This is a genomic window from Mycolicibacter sp. MU0083, from assembly GCF_963378075.1.
GTDB lineage: Bacteria > Actinomycetota > Actinomycetes > Mycobacteriales > Mycobacteriaceae > Mycobacterium > Mycobacterium kokjensenii.
Window position 1 is genome coordinate 4,209,381 of the sequence record NZ_OY726394.1, and the last position, 26,970, is coordinate 4,236,350.

Sequence of the window (26,970 nt, forward strand, 5' to 3'; positions counted from 1 at the left end):
GCCGACCAGACAGGTTCTGTGGGCGCTGACGGAGCAAAGGTTAGCCAGCAGCCGTGAATTACCCGAAAGTAACATGCGCGCCCGGCCGGCAACAGACCCCAAACTAAATTTTTAGTGACTGGGTTTCGACGCCACCGCGGCCGGTCACAGCACCGGTCACGCCGTGTCACTAATCCTTTAGTGGCGACGCTCCCCGATGCGGATCACCTAGAATCCGGTTATTGCCCCACGCCGGAAACCCAATCCCCAGCAGCGGCGGCGCGAACTGTGCGACGCGGCGATCGAGCTGCTCGGCAGGAACGGGGACCGGGGGCTGAGCCACCCGAAGGTCGACCAGCATGCCGGGGTGCCGCCCGGTACGACGTCGGTGCACTTCCGCACCCGCAAGGCCCTGCTCCACGGCATCGCGGCGCGGATGACCGAACTCGACGTGGCCGACTTGACGGCCGTCGTCGACGCCCTGCGTGACCCGGACGGTCCGCTGGCCGGCACCGCGGGGTTCGCCAAGATCGTGCTGCTCTCGGCGACCGAGCCCTATCTCACCCGCTCCAAAGCCCGCTACGAGCTGGCTCTGCAGGCCGGCCGGGACCCGGAGCTACGCGCAACCATGCAAGCCGCCACCGATCTGATGCGGCAACTGGCCCGCACCATCGTCACGCACTGGTATGCCGGATCCGAGCCCCCCGATCCCGCCGTGGTCGACGAGCAGACGACCGCGCTGCTGACCCTGGTCCACGGCGTGATGATGGGCTTCGTGACGGGCAGCCCGCTGGTCGACGACGAAGCGCGACTGGACCGCCTGTTGCAGGGGCTGCTCGACGCCCTCGCCCCCCGACACCACCGAACCCCGCCGGATTAGGTTGCCGCGCTTGCCGTCTCCCATTCGGTCTCGGCGATCATGGTCCGCCAGTCGACGGGCAGGGCGTCCAGGGCGTCCTCGATGCACAGCCACACCGACTCCAGCGGTTCCGCATCCGGTGCCGCCGCGGCGATACGGCGCTGCACCTCGGGGTTGGGCGGGTTCGGTGCGTCACTGAACGGGGCGAGCCCGTTGATGGCGTCCATCACATAGCGCCGCAATTCGGCGTAGGGCCGGTCGGCGAGTTCGGACGGCAGGATGGGACGGCCGAAGATGTAGTCCTGTGCGGTATGGCCGTAGGGCACTTCGAGCTTGTGCGGCAACGGTTCTTCGGGCAGGCCCCCGGCGAAGTACACCGGAAGGATCGGCATGTCCATCGCGATCGCCATGTCCAGCAGGGTGGAGGTCAGCCGTTCGACCCGCTGGCGCGAACTGACACTGCGGGTCCCGTCGGCGTGCACCATCACCGAGATGCCCGCACAGCTGACCTCACGTTTGAGGTCGTCGACCAGGCGCAGGAACTCCTGCGGCTGCCGCTGGTCGAAATAGCGCAGGTGCCCCAGTTCCTTGCCGGCCGCGGTGTCGATCATCCCCAACAGGTTTCCGACCCAACCGGTTTCATGCTTGGCGTGGCCGATGGTGACGACCTTGGTGCCGGTGAGCCACGATCCGATCGTGGTGCCCAGCAGGGACTCGACCTGCACCTGGTGATTGGCCAGCAGCAGCACCGGGCGGCCGCGGACGGCGGCCAGCGCGGCGGGATCGGTGACCACCACGTGCCGCACGTAGCGCGACAGCACCGCCCCCAGCGCCAGTTCGCCGAACCAGCCGTCGGGCATCCCGGCACCGGCGGTCCACCAGGCGCGGACCGGTTCCCAATCGGTGACGGCAGTCGCGCTGACCCGGCAGACGCCCGGACCCGGGATCTGCACCTCGGTGCTGATCCGCTCCAACGGGAGCGCCGGGCAGCTCACCCGGCCGTCGACGACGTGGACCTGCGACGGGTGCACGACGTTGTGCACGGCGTCGGCAACGGCTTCCTTGGTCGCGATCTCGACCATCAGCGCATCGCCGTGGCCGGTCACGTCGTAGACCGCCTGCAGGGTGCCCTTGAACCAGTCCAGGGTCGCCATCCGGGCGCTGTCGAGCGCCAGCACGCCCCGGTCGAGCCGTTCGCTCAGCGACAGTCCGGGAACCGGGCGCCGCTGGGCCATGAACGCCCGGCGTTCCGGTCCCCCGACCTGCGCCAGCGGTCCCTTGCTCAGCAGGAACTCGGCCATCCGGATGCGCGCCCACGGCGTGCCGCCGACACTGAGCCACAGGTCGAACGTCGGCATCCGGCCCTCGTCGTCGTCGAACCCGACGAAGCGGGCTTCGACGTCGACGGTGCCCTGCGCCGGGGTGTCGGCGTAGAACCGTGCGGACAGGATGCGCCGGGGGAACCCGACGTCGGGATCGAGTGCCTGCGCATACGACGCCGGATCGGCGGCCGCAGAGGTCCATACGCTCATCGCGGTGTGCGGTACCACGTGCAGGGCCCCGTCGAGCAGGCCCGGCTGCAGCGCGCCGGCCGGCACCGCGCAGCGGTCGATCGCCAAACTGCCCGACGACCCGTTGCGGCCGATCCGGGCGCCGTCGGTCAGCGTCGCGAACGCCGGCCCGTGGAACACCGTCCCGTCATAGGGGTCGGCGTAGGGCACCGGATCCGCCAGCGGCGCAGGGGGTTCCGGTTCACCGGAGTAGGCGGCGGCGGTGACGACCACGGCGTGGGCGTGAATCTCCCAGCGGGACAACTCCGCCCGCGGCGCGTCGCGCCACACCTCCAGGCGCCCGGTGAAACGTCCGGCTTCCGGCGCCGGGTCGAGCACCACCCGCAGCCGCTTCGCGGTGTCGACCACGACCCAGCGCACCATCTGCACGTCGGTGATCTCGACGACCTTGGCGCCGCCCGACGCCTGCACCGCGGCCTGCGCGAACAGGTCCATCACCGACATCATCGGCAGGGACGGGATGACATAGGTCGGGCAGTGATCGAGGATCCAGGCATCGACGGCCGGGTCCAGGGCGACGTCCATCACCGCGGGTTCGGCGACCGCGACCGGTGCGGGCGCGGGCGCCGGCGCCGGGGCATGCGTGGCGGTCGATCCGGTGGCGACCGGCGACCGCTGCTCCCCGGCGACGATCCGCATGCCCAGGTTGCTCGCGGTGTAGATCCGTTTGTCGTCCACCCACAGCGATGCCTCGGCGACCGCCAGGATGCCGCCGTGTTCGCGGTCGATCCGGGTGATCTCCACCTGGGCGGTGATCAGTTTGTTGGTCGGGACGATCTGGCCGCGGTACCGCCAGGTCATGGCCTCGTGCAGCGCCGCCGGTTCGAAGCGTGCCGCCGGGCCGGCCTCCTCGCCCAGTCCGAGGTCGAGCATGCCGAACTGCAGCAGTTGCAGCATCATCTCGATGCCGAGCGACCCCGGCTGGACCGGGTCCTGGAAGAAGTGCGCCTTGAAGTACCACTCGCCGGGGTCGACGTCCTTGACGCCGCGCCACTGCCCCAGCCCGGCGGCGCCGCCGGTGCGCCAGCGGCCGGTGACCCGGTCGACCATCAGCAGCATCGGGTCGGCCAATCGTGCACCGGCGCCGAAGAATTCGGCGGGCCGAGTGGACAGGTCCACCTGCGGAGCGGCGCTGGCGACGGTCAGGGAGGCGCGCTGTTCGTCGGAGACCGGCAGGCCCACCTGGTTGCGCAGGGCCTCCCGTTTGAAGTAGCCGAAAACGGTGTCGAAGGTGTACACCGATCCCTGGTCGCAGGTGATCTCACCGTCGAAGCTGACGATGATGGTGCCGGCGGCCTGCGCGACGCTCTTCAGCGACACCCTGATCCGCAGGGTTCCGGTCGCCGGGGTGACTTCGCGGTGCTGGGTTCCGGTGCCGTCGAGGTTGCGGAAGAACAGGTCGGCGTCGCCTTGCAGCGGGCAGCCGACGTAGCTGGCGAGCCAACCGCAGGGCTGCAGGGCGACCTCCATGAGCACCGCGTTGGGCATGGTCTCGTGGCCGCCCGCGGCCCCGTTCTCGGCGAAGTACCAGGCGTCGGCGGGAACGTCGTACTCCACCACCACGTCGGCGCCGGCCTGCATCACGCCGGGCTCGCCGGTCAGGTCGGTGACCCGGGACATGAAGTGATACGGCGGGCCGGGCAGCCGGGCCGCCTTGCGGGGCGAGTCGAACTTCTCGAACTGCGGGCCGAACGCCATCGAGGGTTTGGCGATGGCACTGGCGAGCATGGCCTGGTAGTCGTAGCGGAATCCGTTGACCTCGGCGACCGGCTTGGGCTCGACGTAGCCCTCGAGTTCCTTCACCCCGAGGTCCATCGGCCAGCCCGGGGAGAGCTTCAGGCCCATCCGGGCGCAGTGGAAGGCGGGCAGGCCGTCGACGGTGCAGAGCAGGTCGGCGAAGAGGGTCGGCTCGGGTCCGGCGATCACCTCGCGGACGAACACCTCGTAGACCACCTCGCGGGAGGTCGGGGTGACCTGTCCGCGGCAGCGCAGCTTGTAGGTCTCGAACGGCACCGGTTCGAAACGCCAGCCGTCGCAGTCCAGCGTCATGCCCAGGGCGGTCATGTAGATCGCCATGGTCTGCATGGTCGCCTCGTACATCAGGGTGCCGGGCATGCACGGATCGTTCTTGAAATGCCCGGCGAAGAAGCAGTTCTCGGGTGTCACCGGCGCGACGGCCCGCAGATAGCCGCGGCCCCACGGGCCGCCGGTGAAGTCGAGGTCGGTGACCTCGTCGACGAAGAGCATGTCGCCGCCGTGGATCTTCGGCGTACGGGTGTGGCTGGCGGCCAGTTCGAATCCGGCGCCGAAGGTCCGCCAGATCTCGCCGGCAGCCATCGCCTCCAGGTCGGCGCGCTGCAGCGAGGTGCGGGCGGTCTGGGCGGGGGTGGCCTCCATCGGTCCGGTGACCGTCTCGTCTTCCGGGCGCCACAGCACCCCGCCGGAGGCGGCGAGTTCCTCGTCGGTGAAGAACCCGGCCTGGCCGTTGCGCATGGACATCCGCTCGACGCCGTCGATGGTGCAGTCGTAGTGGAAGAAGAACAGCCTGACGTCGCCCTGGCGGGCGTGTCCGTCGACGTGGATGTCGAAGCGCAGGGTGTCGCCGATTTCGGGCAGACCGCCCAGGTAGGTGACCTCGCAGCCCAGCAGTCGATAGACCCGCTCCCCCTTGTTGAGCAGGTCCGCGCCCATCCAGGAGATGAGCATCAGGTCGGCCTGGCCGCTTTCGATCATGATCCCGGCGGGCATCCGGCCCTGTTGCAGCCACCAGGAGTCGGCGGTGACGTCGGTCTCGGTCCACAGGGTTCCGGTGCCGTGCTGGGCGGGTTCGGCGTCGATGCCCAGCAGCCGGTCCGCCAGCAGCAGCGGCGGTTCGGGCATGCGCACCTGGCGGGCATAGTGGTCCTGCTCGGCGAAGGCCGGTCCGAAGATCTCGGAGATGTTGCCCGAGGCGTGCACGCGCAGGCCGTCCTTGTCGAGCTGCAGTCCGACCGGTTGCCGCTTGACGGTGGGTGCGGGGACCGTCTTGCCGGCCGGCTTGACCGGTTGGATGGCCTTACTGGAGCCGGCTGAAGGCGCTGTCGCAGCTCGTGTTTCGGGCTGCGGCGTGATCGCGGCGGCGCCGAGCGGCGGCCGGGCCAGCGACTCCGCGACCGTTGCCAACGTCGGCGGTATCGGGAGTTGTGTTGCCATGAATCGCTCCAGGTGCTCGGTGGGGGTCGGGCATGGCGCCGCTGTTCGCCGGGGAAGTCGGACGTCGGGCAGGTGTGCGGGGAATTGCAGCCGGATGGCCTTGCCGCCGGTGTCGACGGCACCGGGTGCCAGCAGCGCCGCGGCTTGGGCGGCGGTGGCCGCCGAGCTCAGCACGATGCGCTGGCGCTGGCCGGCCGGCGCGGTGAGGTCGACGGCGACGTGGCGTTGTTCGCCGGTCCAGGCCCGGCCGTCGGGCCGGATGCCGTGGGCGGCGTAGAGCACGCCGGCGGCGACGTGCAACAGCCCGGATGCGGCGTGGGCGTGCCCGAGCAGTTCGGACAGATCGACCGCGCCGGGAGCGGTACCCAGGTGCAGACAGTCGTCGGTCGGCGTCGGGTCGGCGGCCAGGGTCGCGTAGACGGTGTCGCCGTCGCGGCGGGCGTCGTCGGCCCGTTTGAGCACGAGCACCACCGCGGCGTCACCGGCGGTCTGTTCCTCGGCGGCCAGCAGGGTGCGCGCCGCGCTGCGGTGCACCGGTTCGCAGCTGAGATCCACCGCGCCCACGACGGCCGCGTCGATCTCGCCGCGCCGCAGTGCGCGGGCGGCCAGCTCCAGTGCGGTGGTGCCGGACAGTTGCTCGCGCGAGACCGTGAAACTCGGTCCGCGCAGGTCGAATTGGCTGTTGAGGCGGTTCGCCACGATGTTGGGCATGGCGCCCACCACGCCGGCGGCGGTCCAGCCCTGCACGACGCTGTCGCGGGCCCGGGTGAGCCGGTCGGGATCGTCGAAGTCGTCGGCCAGTCGCCAGCGCAGCCCGAAGCGGGCGACCTCGGCGTCGCAGCCCATGCCGACGATGACGGCGGTGGTGTCGGCGGGCAGGTTCTTGAGCTGTTGCCCGACGTCGAGGGCCGCGCCGAGCAGGGCCAGTTGCTGCGGCTGGGTTTGTTTGAGGTCGGCGGGCGGGAAGCGGGTCTGGGTCAGATCGAGGCTGATCGTCGACATCCGGGCACCGAGTTGGCCGTCCTCGGTCCGGGTGGGGATCGGTTGCCGGGTGCTCAGATGCCGGGCGACGGAGGCGGTGTCGTGTCCGTCGCCGAGGAGAACGCTGAGCCCGACGACGGCGATCTCCGGTTCCGGGTGGGGGGTGGCGACCGGCGCGTAGGGCGCGGCGGGGCGGTCGCCGGCCCATTCTTCGAGCAGCAGATGGGCGTTGTTGCCGCCGAAGCCGAAGTTGTTGACGGCGGCCCGGCGCGGTCCGTCGCAGTCCCAGGGTTCGGCGGCGGCGAGCACCCGGAAGGGCGAGTCGGCCAGGAACGGCAGCGGATCCTCGGCGTGCAGCGTCGGGGGCCGGACGCCGGCCCGCATCGCGGCGAGGACTTTGATGGCTCCCGCCGCGCCGGAGGCGGTGATCGAGTGGCCCAGATTGGATTTCAGCGATCCGACCGGGATGTCGTGCAGCCCGGTGAAGATCCGCGCCATGCTCATCAGTTCGGTCAGGTCGCCGCGCGAGGTGCCGGTGGCGTGGCATTCGATCAGGGAGATGTCGGCCGGTGACAGGCCGGCCATCTGGTAGGCCAGCCGCATCGCGCGTTCCTGCCCGTCCTGGGAGGGCACCAGGAAGCCGTGTCCGCGGCCGTCGTTGCTCAGTCCCACCCCGCGGATGACGCCCAGGATGGGATCGCCGTCGGTGACGGCGTCGTCGAGTCGCCGCAGTGCCAGGATGGCCGCGCCCTCGGCGGGGACCAGTCCGTCGGCGCCGTTGTTGAAGGGCCGGGATCGGCCGGTGCGGCTCAACGCCTGCAGGGCGGTGAAGCCGACGTGCAGCAGCAGATCGCCGGCGCCGTTGACGCCGCCGGCGAACATGATGTCGGCGGTGCGGTCGTGCAGGCGGTCGCAGGCCAGTTTGATCGCGTACAGCGACGAGGCGCAGGCGGCGTCGAGTGCGGCGGCGCCGCCGGTCAGGCCCAGGGCCTGCGCGATCAGATGCGCCGGCAGCCCCGACATGAATCGATTGCGCGCATCGGTGGCGGGTTCTTCGCCGCGCCAGACGGTTTCGGCGAAGTCGGTCATGCCCTTCGTGGGATAGCCGAGGTTGCCCAAGACGATGCCGGCGGCACCGGGCAGTTCGCCGATCCGCCAACCGGCGCTGTCGAGGGCCTGCCGGGCCGCTTCCACTCCCCACGTGTAGAGCGGGTCGAGGCCGGCGAGGTCCTCGGCGGCCAGCAGCAGCCCGCGCGGGTCGAAGACGCCGTCGAAGCCGCGGACGTAGCCGCCCCGGTCCGACCAGGTGTGGTCGAACTCGGGTGGGTCGGCCGGGTCGCAGAGCACGCGTGCCGGGGTGACGCCCCAGTGGTCCGGTTCGACCGCCCGCAGTGCGTCGCGTCCGTCGCGGACGGTGGTCCACAGTTCAGCGGGGTTCAGGCCGCCGGGCAGCACACAGCCCTGCCCGACGATCGCGATGGGATCAAACGTCACTTGGAATCAACCGCCGTAAAGTCAGCTGCCGTACGGGTACAGCTCGAGTCGCTTGAGGGCGGCCACCGGCCGGCCGTCGGCGTCGAGCAGATCCAGGTCGCAGACGGCCCGGCTGGTCTTGGCGTCACCGGCCGTGAGCACGCACCGCAGCCCGGTGCCCAGCGCACCGGAACGGTAGCGGATGATCTCGCCGATGCGCAGCGGTAACACGTTGCGCCCCAACAGTTCGTAGCTCCATACCAGGGCCGCCTGCAGGCAGCCGTCGAGCGCGGCGGGGTCGGTCGCCCAGCCCTCTCCCGCCCAGCCGACGGCTAAGAGCCCGGACAGTTCGGCGGTGGCGGTGGTCTGGGCGCAGTCGACGCTGTCGAGCACGGCGAACGCGGGGCCGTGGAACAGCGCCCCGCCGCGGTAGCAGGCGTCGTGGTCGAGAGCGTGTCCCCCGGTGACCGCGTCCGGGGCAGCCGGGATGTCGGTGGTCTCCGAACGCATCTCGAGTCTCGCCGAGTAGTACGTCGTGGACCCGTCGAGGTCGGACAGGGTCAGCGTGAGCTGTTCGGGACGCTCGTCGCAGGGCACGCAGCGCACCAGCAGCGGGTTGCCGTGCTTCTCGAACGCGGGCAGGGTGACGCCGCGCAGCACCTTGAGGTCGACGATCCGTTCGGCGTGGTAGCCGGGCCGGCATGCCTGCGCCATCCGCACGAACCATTCGAGTGCCTGCACCACGGGCAGCACCACATTGCCCTGCACTCGGTGATCGAGCAGGTAGGGCTGGCGCGTCACGTGCGCCAGGACCCGTGCACTGCGGCCCTCCGGCGGAATCGGGTGCGTCGGCAGGCCGGCCAGCACCCCGTCGCCGAGCGTCACCTCGGGATGGGCGGTGTCGCCGTCGAGGATCTCGGCGACGAATGCGCGGGCGCCGTCGGCGAGCGGGATCAGCGAGATGCCGCGGGACTCGAACATCGCCTTGAGTCCGGGAGTGACCATGCCGGAATCCCACGGGCCCCAGCCCAGGGCCCGCACCAGGCAGGACGGTCCACGGCGGGCCTGCTCGGCCAGCGCCACCTTGTTGAGGATCTCGTTGGCCATCGCGTAGTCGCTCTGCCCGACGTTGCCGCTGCGGGCGGCCACCGAGGAGAACAGGCAGATCATCTTGAGGGCATCGCCGGCGGTCGCGTCCAGCAGGGCGCACAGTCCGCCGACCTTGGTTTCGAAGACCCGGTCGAAGCCGTCCAGCGTCTTCTTGTGCAGCGGTGCGTCGGCGAGCACTCCGGCGCCGTGCACCAGTCCGGTGATGGGGCCGAAGTCGTTGCGGACGCCGTCGAGCAGCGCCGTCAACTGCGCCGCGTCGCGGACGTCGGCGGCGGCGTAGCGCACCCGGGAGCCGGCTGCGGTCAGCGCGGCCAGCGTGGCGCGGACCTCACGGTCGGCCAGGATGCGCTGGGCCTGCTGTTCCAGCTGTTTCGGGGTGACTTTCAGGCCTTGCGCGGCGGCGCTGCCGAGCAGCGCGCGTTTGAGTTCGGCGTCGGTGGTCAGCCCGTGGGTCTCGGCCGGCTCCTCGCTGAGTTCGGTACGGCCGATCAGCACGAACGCCGCCCCGGTCTGCTGCGCGAGGGCGATCACCGATCCGGCGGTCACGCCGCGGGCGCCGCCGGAGACCACGATCACGTCCTGCGGGCCGATCCGCCGGGTTCCGGTGGTGACCTGTTGCGCGTTCGCGACGAGGGTGATGCGGCCGTGCGAACTACCCAGGCCCACTTCGAGTTCCGGTCCGCCGGCGAGGATCTCGTCGGCGATCTGCTCGGCGACGGTCGCCGGTGAGCGGTGCCCGCCGGCGAGGTCGATGGCCTTGACCTGCGCGCTGGTCCACTCCTGGGCGGCGGTCTTGGCCAGTGCGCCGATGCCGCCCGACCAGGCGCGTGTGCCCGGGTCGGTGAGCAGGCCGAACGTGCCGCCGGTGTCCTGGACGGTGACGAAGACGCCGCCGCGTTCGGCGAACTGCGCGGCGATGTGCTGGGTGTCGGCGAACAGTTCCCGGTTGAGGGCCAGCGCCTGTTCCCGGTCGGCGGTTCGCCGCAGTCCGCCCAGATGCACGACCGCCTCGGCGGCGGGGCTCGGGGCGGGGACCACCGCGGCGCGGATGCCGTTGCTGCGCAGCACCGCGGCCAGGGCGTCGCCGGTGGCGGCCAAGTCGGCCGGGGCGGCCGGCGCGGTCACGATCTCTACGGTCTTGGCGGTGTAGAGGCCGGGCATGCCCATTCCGCTTACCGGAGCGGCGGTGGCGCTAACCGTGTAGCGCGCCACCTCCGCTCCGGCCAACTCAAAAGGGGCGCGATCACCTGCCGATGATCCGTTGGTCGCCAACAGGTTTGGTGGTGGTGAGCCGATCAGGGACTGTAGATAGTCGACGATCTCGCGCAGCGTCACCAACGCCGCCATCGTCGCGGTATCCACCTCCGGCAACGACGGCACCCGATCCTGCACCGCCGACAAAATCTCCACCCGCTTGATCGAATCAATCCCCAGATCCGCCTCAAGCGCCATCGACAGATCCAGCATCTCCACCGGATAACCCGTCTTGTCGGCCACCACCGCCAACATGTCACCCACCAGATCCACCCCCGCCACAGCAGGAGCAGCAGCCGGAGCAGCAGCGGCAACCGGCGCAGGCGCCACCACAACCGGAGCCGGCGCAGGCGCGGGCGCGGGCGCGGGCGCTGCAGCCGCGACAGGCGCCGCCACCGGCCCCATCAACGACTGCAGATAGTCGACGATCTCGCGCAGCGTCACCAACGCCGCCATCGTCGCGGTATCCACCTCCGGCAACGACGGCACCCGATCCTGCACCGCCGACAAAATCTCCACCCGCTTGATCGAATCAATCCCCAGATCCGCCTCAAGCGCCATCGACAGATCCAGCATCTCCACCGGATAACCCGTCTTGTCGGCCACCACCGCCAACATGTCACCCACCAGATCCACCCCCACCGCAGCAGGAGCGGCAACCGGAGCAGCAGCGGCAACCGGCGCAGGCGCCACCACAACCGGAGCCGGCGCAGGCGCGGGCGCGGGCGCGGGCGCCGCAGCCGCGACAGGCGCCGCCACCGGCCCCATCAACGACTGCAGATAGTCGACGATCTCGCGCAGCGTCACCAACGCCGCCATCGTCGCGGTATCCACCTCCGGCAACGACGGCACCCGATCCTGCACCGCCGACAAAATCTCCACCCGCTTGATCGAATCAATCCCCAGATCCGCCTCAAGCGCCATCGACAGATCCAGCATCTCCACCGGATAACCCGTCTTGTCGGCCACCACCGCCAACATGTCACCCACCAGATCCACCCCCGCCACCGCAGCAGGAGCAACAGCCGGAGCAGCAGCGGCAACCGGCGCAGGCGCCACCACAACCGGAGCCGGCGCAGGCGCCGCAGCCGCGACGGGTGCCGCCACCGGCGGGGCCGGCATGGTCGCGACCGGTGCGGGCGCCGGTGCCGCGGCCGGCGGTGCGGGCATCACCGGCGCACTGGGGGCGGCCGGCGGTGCCGGCGGCGGCGGTGGTGCCGGAATGGACGTCGGGATCGGGGTCGCGCCATAGGGCGTCGGCGGGGCGGGCACCGGCTGTGCCGGCACCACCACCGGGGCGCCGGGGACGGTCATCTGGGTGACCGGCATCGGCATCATGCCGGTGTTGGACACCAGCGTCTGCAGCAGTCCCTGCAGGTGGGCGATGGTCTGCTGCATGCTGCCCAGCGCGCCGACCATGTGCGTCACCATCTCGGCACCCGGTCCCGACATCAACGGGGAGGTGACCATGGGAACCGCGGCGGGCTGAACCGGCATCGGAACGTGCGTGGGGATCGGCGCCGGTAGTCCGTTCGCCGTCGGGACGAGTGGATCGGTTGGTGTCATCGTTGACTCCGTTACAGTCGCGTGGCCGTTGTGGTCACTGCGGGGGGTTGATTTCTCGGCCGACCGGTCCACCGGTTCCCGGTGGATGTCGGGCCGTCCGTAGTTGGTGCCGTTGAGCTTGAGCAGCAGCTTGGGTGCCTGGCGGGTGCGCGGGTCGTCACCGTGGCGGTAGTCGGCCCACAGCGCCTCGAAGTTCATCGGGACGCCGGCGGCGGCCAGTTGCGCCAGCCCCAGCCACAGTGAGCGGATCCCGTTGCGGCCCTTGGCGTCCAGCGCGACCGCGACATGGTCCTGGCCGGCCAGGCACTTGCCGACCAGGTTGGTGAGCACGCTGCCCGGTCCCACCTCGATGAAGGTCCGGGCGCCGGCCGCCCACATCGCCTGGACCTGCTCGACGAAGCGCACCGGCTGGGCGATCTGGTTGGCCAGGGTTGCCTGCATCTGCTCGGCGGAGCCGGTGTAGGGCGCCGCGGTCGCGTTGGCGTAGACCGGCACCTGCGGCACCCCGAACGGGATCCCGGCCAGGTAGGCGCCGAACGGCGTGGCCGCCGCGCTGACGATCTCGGAGTGGAAGGCGGTGGCGACGTCGAGCAGGCGGGCGTTGTGGCCCGCGGCGGTGAACCGTTGCGCGGCGTCGGCGACGGCCGCGCGGTCGCCGGAGAGCACCACCTGGTTGGGGGCGTTGTGGTTGGCGATCACCACCGGCAGGCCCCACTCGCCCAGCAGCCGGGTGACGTCCTCGGCGGAGGCGGTCACCGCGCACATCGCGCCGTCGCTGCTGGCGGCGGCCTGGGCCATCAGGGCACCGCGGGCGCGGGCGATGAGCAGCGCGGCGTCGTCGCCGAAGACGCCCGCGGCACACAGCGCAGTGACCTCGCCGAAGCTGTGTCCACCGACCGCGGCCGGGGTGATGCCCAGGGAGCGGACCACCGACAGCAGGCTCAGGCTGTGCGCGCCGATGCCCGGCTGGGCCCATTCGGTCTTGGTCAGCTCGGCGGACTGCGCCGCCCGGTCCTCTTCGGTGAACGCCGTCTTGGGCCACACCACCTGGTGCAGGTCGCGGTCGGCGTTGAGCAGCCCGGCGCGGGCGGTCTCCCAGGGCGCCAACGCGGGCTCGTGCAACTGCGGGATGTCGGCGCCCATGCCGACGTACTGGCTGCCCTGGCCGGGAAAGAGCAGCGCGACCGGTCCGGCGGCGCGGCTGGAGTAGTAGTAGCCCCTGGGCGAGTTGAAGGACGCCTCGACTCCGGGGGCGGCGAGCTTCTCGGCGGCCTCCCCGAGCAGGGCGCGCAGGTTCTCCACACCGGTGGCGACCACGGCCAGGCGGTGCGGGTGGGCGGCGTCGTAGGCCGACTGGGTGCTGCGGGCGGCGTAGGCGAGCATGTCGGGTGCGTCGACCAGGGAGGCGGCGAGCTCGGCGGCCCGGGCGGAGAGCGCTGTCGCGGAGTCGGCGCCCAGCACGATCAGCTCCGAGTCCCAGGACCGGAAGCGCTGGGCGTGGTTGCCGACGCCCGCGTACTCCTCGAGGGTGATGTGGAAGTTCGTGCCGCCGAAGCCGAACGCGCTGACCGCGGCGCGGCGCGGCACGTTCTGCTCGGCGATCCACGGTTTGGTCGCCGTCGACAGGTAGAACGGCGACGACTCGATCTCGAGGCCGGGGTTGGGCCGGTCGATCTTGATGGTGGGCGGCAGCACCTTGTGGTGCAGGGCCATCACGGTCTTGAACAAGCCGCAGGCCCCGGCCGCACCCTTGGTGTGGCCGACCTGGGACTTGACCGACCCCACCGCACACCATTGCCGGTCGGTGCGGCCGGACTCGTCGAACACCCGGCGCAGCGCGGTGAACTCGGCGACGTCGCCGGCCTTGGTGCCGGTGCCGTGCGCTTCGACCAGGCCGACGGTCTCCGGGCCGTAACCGGCGGCGTCGTAGGCGCGGCGCAGGGCCTTGGCCTGGCCGTCGGGGCTCGGGGCGTAGATGCTCTTGGCCCGGCCGTCCGATGAGGTGCCGATGCCGCGGATCACCGCGTAGATCCGGTCGCCGTCGCGCTCGGCGTCGTCGAGGCGCTTGAGCGCCAGCATCGAGATGCCCTCGCCGAGCATGGTGCCGTCGGACTGGTCGGAGAACGGCCGGCAGTCCCCGGTGCGCGACAGCGCGGTGACCTTGGCGAAGCACATGAACATGAAGATGTCGTTGAAGGCGTCGACGCCGCCGGCGATCACCATGTCGGCTTCCCGCAGGTACAGCTCGTGCAGGGCGATCTCGATGGCGGCCAGCGAACTGGCGCACGCGGCGTCGACGACACAGTTGGTGCCGCCGAGGTCGAAGCGGTTGGCGATCCGGCCGGCGATGACGTTGCCGAGCAGGCCCGGGAAGGTGTTCTCCTGCCAGGGCGTGTAGCCCGATGCGACGCTGTCGCTGAACGCGGTCAGTTCGTCGTCGGTCAGGCCGGCGGCGCGCAGTCCCCGTTCCCAGATCGGCCGGTGCAGGCGGCCGCTCATGTATCCCGACATCTCGGTGCCGCCGGAGGCGCCCAGCACCACGCTGATCCGTTCGCGATCGATACCGGAGATGTCGCCGCCGGCAAAGTCCTCCAGCACCTGCTGGGCGACCCGCAGCGCCAGCAGTTGGGCGGTGTCGGTGGCGGGCACCACGTTCGGGGGGATCCCGAAGTCCATCGGTGCGAAGTCGACGGGCGGCAGGAAGCCGCCACGGGTGGCGTAGACCTTGTCGGGGGTGCGGGGGTCCGCGTCGAAGTAGTCCTCGGGCCGCCAGTGGGTCTCAGGAACGTCGGAGAACAGGTCGGCACCCTCGACGATGTTGCGCCAGAACCGCTCCGCTTCGGGAGACCCGGGAAACAGTGCGCTGACGCCGACGACTGCGACAGGTGGGTGCTTGGCTACCACGGATCTCCTTAGTAACGGCTTAGATAGGCTATATAGGAAGCCTAGGTTTGGCCGTCTAAGGCTTGGGAAGTGAATGGGTTTTCACTCAATAGCCCGAATGGTCAAACTTTCCGGACCTTATCAGAACTGTCGTTATCGTCACATCGGGCGAGAGCAGGTCCGATTCGTCACATCGTTACACGGGCAGCCGTCACTGTAACCCAGGCTTCCCAGCCGTCTGACAGCAAGGGCGACGTCGCCGGGCCCGTCCCCGGAGGAGCGCCGTGGCGTTAGAGCGCCAGCGGCTGGGGGCGGTAGGCAAACGCCTTCGCCGGCACCGGCACCCCGCAGGCGCGAGCGGCGCCGGCCCGGCTCACCCGGGCGGCCCCTTCCAGCAGATTCAGCGCAACCTGCACCGCCCGCCGGTTCTCGCACGGCTCGAGATAGCTGTCGGCGACCCAGCTGTTGAACGACCCCATCGCCGGGCCACACCAGATCTGGTAGTCCAGGACCCGCTCGGGCAGACCTTCGATGGCCCATCGGCTGGACTGGCCGAGGTACCAGCGGAACACCAGCGCCATCTGGAATTTGGGATCCCGGCCGGCCTGCTCGAGCACACCGGGGTCGCGCTGTTGCCAGTAACGCTGGGTGTCCGCCCACACCTCGGCGACGGTGCGGCCCAGGATCTTCTCCAGCTCGGGGCCGTGCTGGGCGACCACGGTCGCCAGGTCGGGGCTGCCGGCGTACCACTCGTAGAGCTTCTTGCCGCGCGGGGCGAACATCGTGCCCCGCTTGAGCACCTGCAGGTTGACGCCCATCTCGAACATGTCCGAGGCCGGCGCCATCATCACGTCGGCGATCCCGGCTTTGGCGAGCATGGCGCGCCCGGGTGCCGACAGGCCCGACTCCACGCAGGCCTGGTTGACCGAGCCGGTCAGCACGTAGGCCGCGCCCATCGCGAACGCACCGGCGACCGCCTGCGGAGTCCCGAGTCCGCCGGCGGCACCCACCCGCACCCGGCGGTCGAGGGCGTGCTGGTCGGCCAGGGTGTCGCGCAGCATGGCGATCTCGGCGAACAGCGCGGGCAGCGGCCGGTTGTCGGTGTGCCCGCCGCTGTCGGATTCGACGGTGATGTCGTCGGCGACCGGGACGTAGCGCGCCAGGTCGGCTTCCCGCTCGGTCAGCTTGCCGGCGGCGACCAGGCCCGCCACCAGTGCGGCCGGGGCCGGCTCCATGAACATCCGGGCGATCTCGGGCCGCGACACCTTGGCCATCACCCGGCGGCGGCGCACGATGTTGCCGGCCGGATCGGTGGTCAGTCCCGCCAACGCGCAGTGCACCACCGCGGGTGTCAGCTTCATGAACGCCGAGGCTTCGATCACCGGGACGCCGCGCGCGATGAACAACTCGGCGACCCGCGTCTCCAGGGAGACCTCGGTGGGTGAGTGGATGAGGTTGGCGCCCCAGGCCAGCCCGGGGCGGTCGGCGAGTGCGGCCTGGATCTCGTCGAGCCCGCGCTGCACCGCCTCGAAGGACAGCCCGCCGGCGCCGAAGAAGCCCAGCATCCCGGCTTCGGCCATCGCGATCACCAGGGCCGGGGTGGCGATTCCGTTCGCCATCGCGCCGGTGACATAGGGGAAGCGCACACCGTGTGCCTCGCAGAACTCGCGGTCGCCGAGCCATTCGGGGTAGATCGGCGGCAGGGTGCCGACCAGCGACATCCCCGAGTCGCCGGCGTCGACGAATTCGCCGCCGGTGGCCAGGCCCAGCATTCCGGTGGCGGTCTCGCGCACCACGTGGACGGGCCGGCGGATGTCGGCCAGAACGTCGGCGATGTCGTGCGGCGAGAACGCGGTGGTGGCGCGCCATCCCGGGCCCGCGCCAGTCCGCTGGTCCAGTACGACGCCACGTGGCTCGTTCACTGTCGGTTCCTCTCGACGCATCAACCGGGTAAAACCCCGAGAGTTTCTCATGGGGGGATCCGACGCACCGCCCGGGCGTGACGGAACAGCGGCGTTTTGGCGCCGCGGTTCAGCGGCCGACCAGTGTGTCGATCTGGTTCAACGCCGAACTGGCGCCTTCCACCACGCCCATCTCCAACACCTTCTGAAGGTCCGCGGCGGACGCGAACGTGCTCACGTACGTCGCGCGGGTTCCGCCGTCGTGCTCGGTGAAGGTATAGACGTTTCTAGAGGTCGGCATCCCCGGATCCGGGTTGAAGTCCAGATCGGCGAACCCATCGTCGAAAGTGAAGCTCCGCGGCTCGTCGACGGCGATGGTCTGCCAGTATCCGGCGTACCTCTCACCGGCCGGGCCGGTCATGAAGTAATTGGTGCGACCACCGGACGTGAAATCGTGGTCGACCACGGTTGCGGGGAAAGTCGGTGGTCCCCATATCTTTTCCAGCTGACGAGGATCGGCATAGATCTGCCAGATCCGCTGGACCGGCGCGGCGAAGTCGGCGGTGATAGTCAAGGTCAAGGCGTCGATGTCGTGTTGTACATCGATGACGGGCATGGGTCAGTCCTCCTTGGTCTCCTCAGACGAGATGAGTTGGTCTATCCGGGCGATGCGACCGCGCCAAACCTGTTCCAGCTCAGCGAGCATGGACGCCACCGAACGTACGGCCGCGACGTCACCGCTGGCCAATTGCTCACGGCCGCGGCGACGTTTGGTGACCAGGCCGGATTTCTCCAACACCGCGACGTGCTTCTGCACCGCTGCGAAGCTCATCTCGTAGTTGACCGCGAGCTCCGTTACCGAGTGCTCGCCGGTCAGCACCCGACGCATGATGTCGCGCCGGGTGCGGTCGGCCAGCGCGTGGAACAGGGCGTCCACCGCGTCGTCATCGAGCTTGATCACCGAGCAATCGTACAACCACTTGGTTGTAGATTGTCAAGGTCGGTCGGCTCGGTTCAGCTCAGACCGCCGGGAACCAGACGTCGAGGGTGTCTTCGACCCCGCCCCAGTCGATGCCCATCCAGTCGGTGAAGAACTCCTCGATCTTGTCGAAGCCGCTGTAGATGACCTCGACGATGGAGTTGAACAGGCCCACCCAGACGCCGCTGTCGATCAAGCCGCCGCTGGTGATCGCGGTGAACCAGGTGGTGAACGGATCGATGTCGTCGGAGATGTCGATGTTGGTGATCATGCCGTCGGTGCTGAACGTCTGATTGGCGACCTCTTCGGGGGTCAGCCCCAGATACATGACGTGTTCCCAGAACAGGCCCAGATCCGATTCCGACCGGTAGTCGGCGACGGGGTCGCCGGGGAAGGCGTAGACGGTGGTGGTGAACGCGTCGTTCGGGGTCTGGAAACCGTTGAGCATCCCGTAGAGGTCGGCGGTGGTCGAGGCGCCCGCCGGGTCCGACCAGACGCCGTATTCACCGTTGGGATTGCCGATGAACACGAAGTGCAGGGATTGCGGGTCGATGCCCTCGTGGGCGAGCTGGGCCATCGCGATCGAACCGGCGGTAGCGCCCTGGGAGTAGCCGAAGATCCACAGCGGGTTGTCCGCGTCGTAGGTGTCGGGGTTGGCCTCGAGTTCGGCGTGCACCGCGCGCACGATCTCGGCCGCGCCGGCGAAGGCGCTGTGCCCCTGCATGAACAGTTCCGGCGTGGTCAGCACCTGCAGCGCGGAATCGCAACCGGCACTGCCGATCACGCACACGGTGGCGTCGTCGCCCTCGTCGAAGCCCAACGGCTTGAGGTACAGGTCGGCGGCGGTGTGGGCGAAGGTCGCCGACGGCGTGGTCAGCATGGTTCCGCCCACGAAGATCGCGGTGTCGGCGAGCAGCGTCAGATCGGCGTGCGTCTTCGCGACGACCGGAGTTCCGGCGATACCGGCGGCGACGACGCCCACCGCGGCGATCGGCGCGAAAGCCTTTGTTACGTCCATCCGAACACCCCTGATAGTTATGTAAGAACTCAACGAGAGAACGTGAAGTGCTCATAGTGGCAGTCGCGTTACCAGCAGGTCAACGCCCACGCCACCGGGTCAGTCCAGTGGGAACCAGACGTCCAGGGTCTCTTCGACCCCGCCCCAGTCGATGCCCATCCAGTCGGTGAAGAACTCCTCGATCCTGCCGAAGGCGGCATAGATCATCTCCACGACGGAATTGAACAGGCCCTCCAGCACGCCGCTTTCGATCAGTCCGCCGCTGGTCAACGCGGTGAACCAGGCACGGAACGGATCGATGTCACCGGAGATGTCGATGTTGGTGATCAGGCCGTCGGTGCTGACCGTGTGGTCGGCGACCTGCTCGTCGGTCAGCCCCAGATACATGACGTGCTCCCAGAACCGACCGAACACGGAGGGCGAGTCGTGCTCGGCGACCGGGTCCCCGGGGAAGGTGTAGACGGTGGTGGTGAAGGCGTCGTTGGGCGTCTGATTGCCGTAGAGCATCGAGTCGTCGTTGGTCGGCGAATACTCACCTTCGGTGTGCGGCCAGCGACCGTCGGCCCCGGACGGGTTTCCGATGAACACGAAATGCAGCAGGTCCGCGTCGATGCCGTCGTGGGCGAGTTGGGCCATCGCGATCGAACCGGCGGTGGCGCCCTGGGAGTAGCCGAAGATCCACAGTGGGTTGTCCGCGTCGTAGGTGTCGGGGTTGGCGTCGAGCTCGGCGTGCACCGCGCGCACGATCTCGGCCGCCCCCGCGAAACTGCTGTGCCCCTGCAGGATGAGCTGCGGCGCGGTCAGCACCCGCAGCGCGTCGTCGCAGCCACCGGTGCCGACCCCGCACACGCCCGGGTCATCGCCGGCGTCGAAGCCCAGCGGCTCCAGAAAGAGGTCCGCCACGGTGTGCGCGAACGCCGCCGAGGGGGTGGTCAACATGGTCCCGCCGACGATGATCGCGGTGTCGGCGAGCAGCGCGACATCCGCGTGCACCGGATGAACCAGCGGAGTTCCCACGATGCCGGTGGCGATCACGCCGGCGGCGGCGAACGGCGCGAGCACTCGTCGTAGGTTCATTCGGACTACTCCCCGGTCCTATATATATGAACAAGCCAAGAGCACGTCGCCGCCCATGCTGGCAGCATCGCCGCGGCAGGTCAATGGATTCACCTGCGAAAAGAGCACTCGCGGTCCCGGATCGCCCCCTTTCGACCGGCGCTGGGGACGATCGCCGTCGTCGTCGCGGTAAGCGCTGATCCGTGCTTTACTCGGGGGATTCTTAGCTACCTGCTGAGCTGGAGGAGCGTCCCATGCAGCTGACCAAGGCCCTCGCACCGATCGCGATCGCCGGCACCGTCGCCGGCGGCCTCCTGGCCACACCGGCGGCGCACGCCACGCACATCGACGTCGAGCTGCTCTCCGGCACCGCGTTCTTCGTCGGCCCGACGATCCTGTCGACCCCGTCGGCGACCTTCGCCCAGAGCGCGGTCGACCTGTATCTGGAGCGCCTCGGTTTCGACACCGGCGACGGGGACCTGGACGCCTGCCGGGTCAGCCTGGGCGACTGCGATGCACCGCTGCGGCTGCTGACCACCCCCGCCCTGGTCCAGCAGGGCCACAGCAGCTTCGTCGGGGCCGCCGAGATCGTCCGCGCGGTGCACGCCGAACTCGACGCCAACCCCGACACCTACAACGAGGACAACCCACTGTGGATCTTCGGCTGGTCGCAGGGCGCCACCGCCGGGTCCCTGGCGATGGTGCAGCTGGCACACGACGGCGTCCCCCTGGACTCGTTGCACTTCGTGTTCATCGGTAACCCGTTCGATGCCGACGGCGAATACCCCAACGCGCCGGGCGAACCCGACCCGTCGGCGCCCGGCGACTCCTGGATGCTGCACGGCAACCAGACCCCCACCGACCTGTTCGCGGTCACCAACTACTCGCTTCCCGGTGACCCCGTCTCCAACCACGAGTCGACGTCGACGTTCGGCCTGTTCTACGAGCACATGATGTATCTGGGGCTGACCCCGGAGCAGGTCGCCGACAACCACACCACCGTCGTCGGGAACCTGACCGATGTCGACATCTCCGGTGCCGCCGAACAGTTCGACACCTGGCTCAACGCCTGGGGCCACGGGCTGATCGACAGCGGCTGGTGGGAGGGCCTGTTCTACTCGCTGGTCGCCTCCATCTACGACGCCTTCGGTCACCTCGAGGACTTCTTCGGGGACTGGATGGGCATCGAGTGGTCCGGTGTCGAGGAGACCATGGACGCCTGGTTCCCGTTGGACGTCTGAGTCGGTTCGACTCAGCCGGGTCCGGCCATAATGGCCGGATGGTCGACCGCAACGCGCCCGCCATTCCCGTCATCGCCCTGACCGGTTATCTCGGGGCGGGCAAGACCACCCTGCTCAACCACGTGCTGCGTGCACCCGGGGCGCGAATCGGCGTCATCATCAACGACTTCGGCGAACTCAACGTCGACGCCGGCCTGGTCACCGGTCAGGTCGACGAGCCGCTGTCCATCGCCGGCGGCTGCATCTGCCACCTGCCCGACGACGGCGGACTGGACGACGCGCTGGAGAAGCTCGCCGACCCCAAGCTGGCCCTGGACGCGATCATCATCGAGGCCAGTGGGATGGCCGAGCCGCCGGCGGTGTCGCGGATGATCCGGTTCAGCGGGGTGGAGCGGATCCGCCATGGCGGGCTCGTCGACGTCGTCGACGCGGTGGAGCACTTCGCCACCGTCGACACCGGATCCATCCCTCCCCCGCGCTACGGTGCGGCCTCGCTGGTGGTGGTCAACAAGATGGACCGGATCGCCGAGGATGAGCGCGCCGAGACGCTGGCCCGGATCGAGGCTCGCGTCCGTGAGCTCAATCCCGATGCGCATGTGGTGGGTGTCATTGGCGGGCGGGTGGATCCGCGGCTGCTCTACGACGTCGACGACGGTGGCGAGACCGGCCAGATGTCGTTTCGGGAACTGCTGCTCGACGAGGCCGCCGGCGATGAGCACGGGGGCCATGGCGACCATCTGCACGCGTCGTCGGTGACCGTCGTCGGCGAGGGTGCGGTGGACCCGGGGCCGCTGATCGACCTGCTGGAGGGGCCGCCGGCCGGCGTCTACCGGATGAAGGGCACCGTGGCGATCGGCAAGCGTCACTACCTGGTCAACGTCGTCGGCACCTCGGTGCACGTGGTGACCGCACCCGCCGGTTCCACGGGCAGTCACCTGGTGGCGATCGGCACGGGGCTGGACGTCGACGACGTCCGCGCACGGCTGGAGCAGGCACTGGCCCCGTGTACGGGGAAGGTGGCCGCCGCCGGGATGCGGCGGTTACAGCGGTTGCGGCAGTACAGCATTTAGTTCGCTACTCGATCGGGCGATCTACTCGTACCCCGATGTGGATCGCCTTGTCGGCCTGTATCCAGGCACAGCCAAACGATGGCTGGAGGGCTACACCCGCGGTGGGAAGTTCTACGATCCCGTACTCCGAGAAGAACCGACCGGCTCTGACTCGGTCACCTGGGGCGAGATGGTGGAGTCTCGGCTGCTCGCCGAGTACCGCAGCCGCGACGTCCCCGTGCAGCGGCTCCGCCCGGCGATCGTGGCGCTGCGCAGTGAATTCGGCCGCTACCCACTAGCGCATGCGCGCCCGTTTCTCGACGTTGAAGGACGCGAACTAGTCCGAGTCGTACAAGAACGGGTCGGACTTGAGCGCCCACTGCAACTCGTTGTGGTTCGCAATGGGCAACTGGTACTGGCTGTCCCGGCCGAACAATTCCAATCGGCGGTCGGCTACACCGATGACGTGGTGGCGCACATGCTGCCGGACCTCCGAACCCCGGACGTCGTGATGGATCCGCGAAAGGCCTTCGGCCAACCCGCGATCCGTGGCGTGAGAACTGAATCTCTCGCCGAGGACTACCGGGCCGGCACCGGCCGCGATGAACTAGCCGATCTGTATGACTTGGCCCCCGGAGAAGTGGACGAAGCAATCCGCTTCGAGCTGATCGCAGGCAGCGAGCGCACTGCCTGATGCCCCAGGGGGTCGCGCCGGTGTACTTCACCGACGAGAACACCCTCGGATTGGGCAAACTCCTATGTCGCATGAGCCCGTCGGGCGTGCGGCCCTTACGACTGGCGCCTCACCCCGGATACCCGGGCGACCGGAGTCGGCCCTGACGCAGACTCCGTCTGCGACACCTTCACCGAGAACTTCTTGCGGGCCTGCGGCAGCCGGTGACGGGCTGCGGTCAGGTGCGGTCACCCAGCAGCGGGATGCGCCGGCGCACCCGGTTGATGGTGGCGGGAATCTTGGAGGCGGAGAACAGGGTGCGCAGCGCCCAACTGTCGTCGCGGGGCAGCACGCCGCCGCGCTGCAGGCCGTCCAGGATGTCGTAGAGGGTTTCGCCCTCCTCCATCAGGCCGTCGGCGTTGAAGTGGTAGCGGTCGACGGCCGGCGCCTGGATGAATCGGCCGTCGCCGTAGACCACCGGTGCCGTCTCGTCGTAGGGGTGCAGCCGCAGCCCGCCGGTCCAGTGGCCGCTGCCGATGTAGCGGATCATGGTGCGGACCTTGCCCTCCGGCGTGACGTCGAGATAGACCTGGTCCGGCAGCGGGTCATAGCGCCAGTCCGGGATGGCCTCGAAGAACGCGAAGTTGTAGGTGACGAAGTCGTCGATGCCGACGATGGTCCGGCCGAACGTGGTGACGTCGGTGTAGGTGATGTCGGGGGCGTACAACTCGTCGTTGATGTCCATGTCGCGGACCAGGAAGCTCCACCAGTACTTCTTCGCCCAGGTCATGACCCAGGACAGATCGGTACCGAAGCTGGTGCTGTAGTGCTCCAGTTTGCGTTCGAAGTCGACGAACCACTGCTTGGTCATCGCCTGAAGTTCGGGTTCCTGAATGACGCGGATGGGCACGGCCCGGTTGGAGTGCAGGTACTCGGGCACATGGCCCCGCAAGCGGGGTTGCGCGAGCGCCTCCTGAAACTTCGCTTCATCGAACATGGCCGTCTCCTTCGATCACGGTGTCTGGGGGTCACGTTGCAGCACAAAGAAACACGGCTCGGTCATGCCGGGATAGTCCATCAGGCCCAGCACGGTGTGCTCGTCGAGCAGCCGGAAGACGTCGAGGACCGGCCTGTCACGGTAGGCCATCGCCGCGGTGTCGACCCCGCGGAACGTCGTCGCGGTCAGATCGGCCCCGTAATCGCGTGCCCGCAGAATCGGTTTGAGCAGCGTCATCGCGCGCGGCGCCACTCTCGGAACCCAGCGGGGCGCCCGGATCGGGTGTGAGATCATCCGCATCGGCACCGCGGCCGGGTTCAACGCGAAGGGGCGCCCGTGGATGTCGCGGACCATCAGCGGGTGCACCGCGTTCACGCCGTCGAACTGCTTGCCGTACCAGGACACGTTGGCCAACGCGCCGTCGAGGGCGCCGCCGCTGAACACCTCGCGGCCGGCCCAGCGGCCGCGCAGTGTCTCGACGGGGCAGGGCGGCAGCGAGTCGAACAGCGCCATCGCGTCGGCCGCGGGCATGACGATCGGACCGGTGCCCTCGGGCAACGGGCTGACTCCGGTCATGCCACCGCCTCGAATGCGACGTCCGGTCGGGCGCCGAGGCTGCGCCGCGCCCGGGTGAGCGTCGCGGTGTCTGCGGCACCCAGATACCAGCGCAGCGCCAGCGACCGCACTCCCGGCAGGCTGACCACCGCGAACACCGGGAGCCACGCCGCATACAGCACGGCCAGCAGCGGATCGGCAAGGGCGGGAAGGGCGTTGAGCCGACGCGACGGGCGTGGCAGCGCCGCGGCGGCGACGGCGGCCGAGGCGATCAGCAGCACGTCCCGCACGGTCTTCGGCACATCACGCCATCCGCTGGGAACGATCAGTGCCGCGGCGGCTTTGACCTGCGCGCCACGGAAGCCCCGGCGGCGGGTGAATTTGTCGGCGATCGAGCGGTAGTAGGCGTCGACCTGGGCCGCGGTCATCGGGACGTCGGCGGCCGGTACTCCCATCAGCGTTGCCAGGACCGACATCTCGGCGAAGTAGCGGTCGCGGTCGGCGGCATCGAGCCGCCGCGGCAGCCGGCCCTGCCGGAAGGCGAACCGTTCGTAGGCGATCAGCGCGGAGTGAGCGATGGTGACCGCCCCGAACAGCATGGTCTCCGGGTCGATCGCCGAGTAGGCGGGCGCGCCCGCGGCGGCCGGGCCGTTCATCGGCCGGTGGTATTGCATCAGTCGGTCGGCGCATGCGGTCGCGGATTTCTTGTCCCCGAACAGAATCGGCAGCGGAACGCTCAGCGTGCGCCGGAGCCGGTCGTGGAAGTAGCCGTCTTTGCGGGCGCCACCGCGCCCCCGCTGCCGTTTGCGGTTGGTGGGGAACAGCGGGTCGTGGTCGACGAGGACGGACTGGAAGTCGATGTGCGGGACCTCCATCAGGTTGGTGACCTGCGCGATCATCAGCGCGGTGGCCGGGGCGGTGAAGACCCGCCACGCCACCGAACCCGGACCGAAGAAGCCGCTATCGCCCCGCTCCCCCGACAGGCAGTCCGGTACGCCACTCGTCGCCATAGGACACGAGTGTGTTCTATGACTTGACGGCTGTCAACTACCGCGCTTGTCGCGGTCGATGAACAACACCGCCATCATGGCGTCGGTGCAGTAGTCGACCAGCTCGGTCCTGGTGAACTCGGCGGTACCGGAGAGCCATTCGATGAAAATCGCCGCCAGACCCCCGGAGATCAGGGCGGTCTCCAGCGGACGAATCCTCTTGTCGCGGCCCGGCTCGGCCAGCTCCCGCACCGTGAGCAGAAAGGTCGGAAGGGCTGGGGCGGCATGCTGCCGCAACGCCTCGTGGGCCAACGCCTCCTGAAAGATCAAGCGGCCGTATACCGGGTTGTCTTCCAGGAACGCGGTGGCGGCGCCGAAGGCGGCGTGCAGTTGTCCGCGGATCTGCGACCCGCCGCCGGCCAGGGCCGAGCCGACCGCGGCGAGCAGTTCGTGCACCGCCTGCTGGTAGGCGGCCAGCAGCAGGGCGTCGGTGTCGGGAAACAACTCGTAGAAGTAGCGGTGGCTGACGTTGGCCGCTCGGCACACGGCCCGCACGCCCAACCCGGCCGAGCCGTCGCTGCCCACGATCTCCAGGCAGGCGCTCACCAGTCGCTGCCGGCGCTCGTCGGCCCGCTCGGCCGGCGAGGTGCCGCGCCATTGATTGGCGGGGTCGGGGGTCATGTCGGGCACGCTACCGGCTGGGGATCGACTGCCCGCCACCAACCATCCTGCTTTTTACAACCGAATATTCTTCACCGCGGCGCGGGTCCGATGAACTCCACGCCCGCTTGAATCGCGGGGCGGTGCCGCAGGATTCGGAAATGCGCCAGCCGGCCGAGGCCCTTCGTCGTCATCAACCGCGCGCCCGGCCAGGACGCGACGACCTTCTCGCTCGTCACATAGGGCGTCTCGGGGTCATCGGGATCGTGGATGACCAGCAACGGCGGGTAGTCGGTGCGTGGCGCGATCCGGACCATGTTGGTGTCTTCCAGCGGCATGCCGATACGGCGTTCCAGTCGGCGGTGCAGTCCGGCACGGATCCGTCGGCCGAAGTTGTGGCGGGCGGCGAACAGGTCCAGGTAGATCGGGAATTCACCCATCGGCGCCAGGAACACCAGCCGTCCGACCGTCGCCCCGCCGGCCGCCGCCAATGCGGTCGCGTTGGAGCCGAGGGAGTGGGCGATCACCGCGTGAGCCGGGCCGTGTGTGCCGATCATGGCCTCCACCGCCTTGGCGCACTCGATGGCGGTGGTGCGACCGGGTGCCAATGCGCCCGGATCGGACTCGTTGTGGCTGGGCAGGTCGAAGGCGATGACGCGGTACCCGGCTGCGACGAGCGGTTTGATGAACATGCCGAGGTGCGGGCGGCGCCCACCCCAGCCGTGCACGAGGTAGACGAGCGGGCCGTCCCCCCAGGATTCACCGACGATCCGGTGCCCGTCCCAGTGCGCCTCCAGCGGCTCGCCGGGCGCGACGCCGGGCGGCATCCGCAGACTGGACTCGATGACCGGCGGGGTGCACCACAGCTCCACCGCCCAGCGCGACCCGATTGCGGGCGCGATGCGCTCCAGCAGCCAGAACAGTCGGCGCACCCGCGGGGCGACCGGCGGTTGGACGCCGGAGCCCTCCACGTCGAGCACGATC

General features: G+C 69.4%; 16 protein-coding genes. 4 read left to right on the top strand and 12 right to left on the bottom strand.

The window, feature by feature from the left end:
• The first annotated feature begins 346 nt into the window (after positions 1-346).
• On the top strand, positions 347-859 hold the full coding sequence (locus RCP38_RS19445) for a TetR/AcrR family transcriptional regulator (RefSeq protein WP_308474529.1): 513 nt from the start codon (positions 347-349) through the stop codon (positions 857-859).
• On the opposite strand, the gene RCP38_RS19450 is transcribed toward RCP38_RS19445, so the two are convergent.
• From RCP38_RS19450 to RCP38_RS19480, 7 genes are all read right to left on the bottom strand, one after another.
• Positions 856-8,076, bottom strand: coding sequence for a beta-ketoacyl synthase N-terminal-like domain-containing protein (locus RCP38_RS19450; protein ID WP_308474530.1), 7,221 nt, complete (start codon positions 8,074-8,076; stop codon positions 856-858). The two genes, RCP38_RS19445 and RCP38_RS19450, sit on opposite strands and share 4 nt — an antisense overlap.
• Before the next feature lie 21 nt (positions 8,077-8,097).
• The gene (locus RCP38_RS19455; protein WP_308474531.1) at positions 8,098-14,889 is read right to left on the bottom strand and encodes an SDR family NAD(P)-dependent oxidoreductase; all 6,792 of its coding nucleotides are present in this window, start codon (positions 14,887-14,889) and stop codon (positions 8,098-8,100) included.
• A 269-nt stretch (positions 14,890-15,158) separates the two neighbouring features.
• Positions 15,159-16,790, bottom strand: a complete 1,632-nt coding sequence (locus tag RCP38_RS19460; RefSeq protein ID WP_308474532.1) for a PfaD family polyunsaturated fatty acid/polyketide biosynthesis protein — start codon at positions 16,788-16,790, stop codon at positions 15,159-15,161.
• Positions 16,791-16,899: 109 nt separating this feature from the next.
• On the bottom strand, positions 16,900-17,385 hold the full coding sequence (locus tag RCP38_RS19465; RefSeq protein ID WP_308474533.1) for an SRPBCC family protein: 486 nt from the start codon (positions 17,383-17,385) through the stop codon (positions 16,900-16,902).
• A 3-nt stretch (positions 17,386-17,388) separates the two neighbouring features.
• Positions 17,389-17,730, bottom strand: a complete 342-nt coding sequence (locus RCP38_RS19470) for an ArsR/SmtB family transcription factor (RefSeq protein WP_308474534.1) — start codon at positions 17,728-17,730, stop codon at positions 17,389-17,391.
• 58 nt (positions 17,731-17,788) lie between these two features.
• The gene (locus tag RCP38_RS19475; RefSeq protein ID WP_308474535.1) at positions 17,789-18,766 is read right to left on the bottom strand and encodes a PE-PPE domain-containing protein; all 978 of its coding nucleotides are present in this window, start codon (positions 18,764-18,766) and stop codon (positions 17,789-17,791) included.
• 99 nt (positions 18,767-18,865) lie between these two features.
• Positions 18,866-19,843, bottom strand: a complete 978-nt coding sequence (locus tag RCP38_RS19480; protein ID WP_308474536.1) for a PE-PPE domain-containing protein — start codon at positions 19,841-19,843, stop codon at positions 18,866-18,868.
• Positions 19,844-20,076: 233 nt separating this feature from the next.
• Between RCP38_RS19480 and RCP38_RS19485 the strand changes: the two genes are divergently transcribed.
• The 3 genes from RCP38_RS19485 to RCP38_RS19495 are packed head-to-tail and all read left to right on the top strand — an operon-like array spanning position 20,077 to position 22,806.
• Complete coding sequence (locus RCP38_RS19485; RefSeq protein ID WP_308474537.1) at positions 20,077-21,063, top strand: PE-PPE domain-containing protein; 987 nt, start codon at positions 20,077-20,079, stop codon at positions 21,061-21,063.
• Between the two features lie 38 nt (positions 21,064-21,101).
• Positions 21,102-22,133: a CobW family GTP-binding protein gene (locus RCP38_RS19490; protein WP_308474538.1), complete on the top strand. Its 1,032-nt coding sequence runs from the start codon at positions 21,102-21,104 to the stop codon at positions 22,131-22,133.
• Between the two features lie 37 nt (positions 22,134-22,170).
• The gene (locus tag RCP38_RS19495) at positions 22,171-22,806 is read left to right on the top strand and encodes a DUF433 domain-containing protein (RefSeq protein WP_308474539.1); all 636 of its coding nucleotides are present in this window, start codon (positions 22,171-22,173) and stop codon (positions 22,804-22,806) included.
• A 217-nt stretch (positions 22,807-23,023) separates the two neighbouring features.
• On the opposite strand, the gene RCP38_RS19500 is transcribed toward RCP38_RS19495, so the two are convergent.
• The 5 genes from RCP38_RS19500 to RCP38_RS19520 all read right to left on the bottom strand — a co-directional run bounded on the left by RCP38_RS19500 (position 23,024) and on the right by RCP38_RS19520 (position 26,969).
• Positions 23,024-23,782 carry a nuclear transport factor 2 family protein gene (locus RCP38_RS19500; protein ID WP_308474540.1) on the bottom strand — a complete coding sequence of 253 codons (759 nt, stop codon included), beginning with the start codon at positions 23,780-23,782 and terminating at the stop codon, positions 23,024-23,026.
• A gap of 15 nt (positions 23,783-23,797) precedes the next feature.
• A complete protein-coding gene (locus RCP38_RS19505) occupies positions 23,798-24,358 on the bottom strand; it encodes a GXWXG domain-containing protein (RefSeq protein WP_308474541.1) in 561 nt (186 codons plus the stop codon).
• On the bottom strand, positions 24,355-25,347 hold the full coding sequence (locus RCP38_RS19510; protein ID WP_308474542.1) for an oxygenase MpaB family protein: 993 nt from the start codon (positions 25,345-25,347) through the stop codon (positions 24,355-24,357). Before RCP38_RS19510 ends, RCP38_RS19505 begins: the two co-directional genes overlap by 4 nt.
• 33 nt (positions 25,348-25,380) lie before the next feature.
• Positions 25,381-26,007, bottom strand: coding sequence for a TetR/AcrR family transcriptional regulator (locus RCP38_RS19515; protein ID WP_308474543.1), 627 nt, complete (start codon positions 26,005-26,007; stop codon positions 25,381-25,383).
• A gap of 71 nt (positions 26,008-26,078) precedes the next feature.
• Positions 26,079-26,969, bottom strand: coding sequence for an alpha/beta fold hydrolase (locus tag RCP38_RS19520; protein ID WP_308477429.1), 891 nt, complete (start codon positions 26,967-26,969; stop codon positions 26,079-26,081).
• Between the last annotated feature and the right edge of the window lies 1 nt (position 26,970).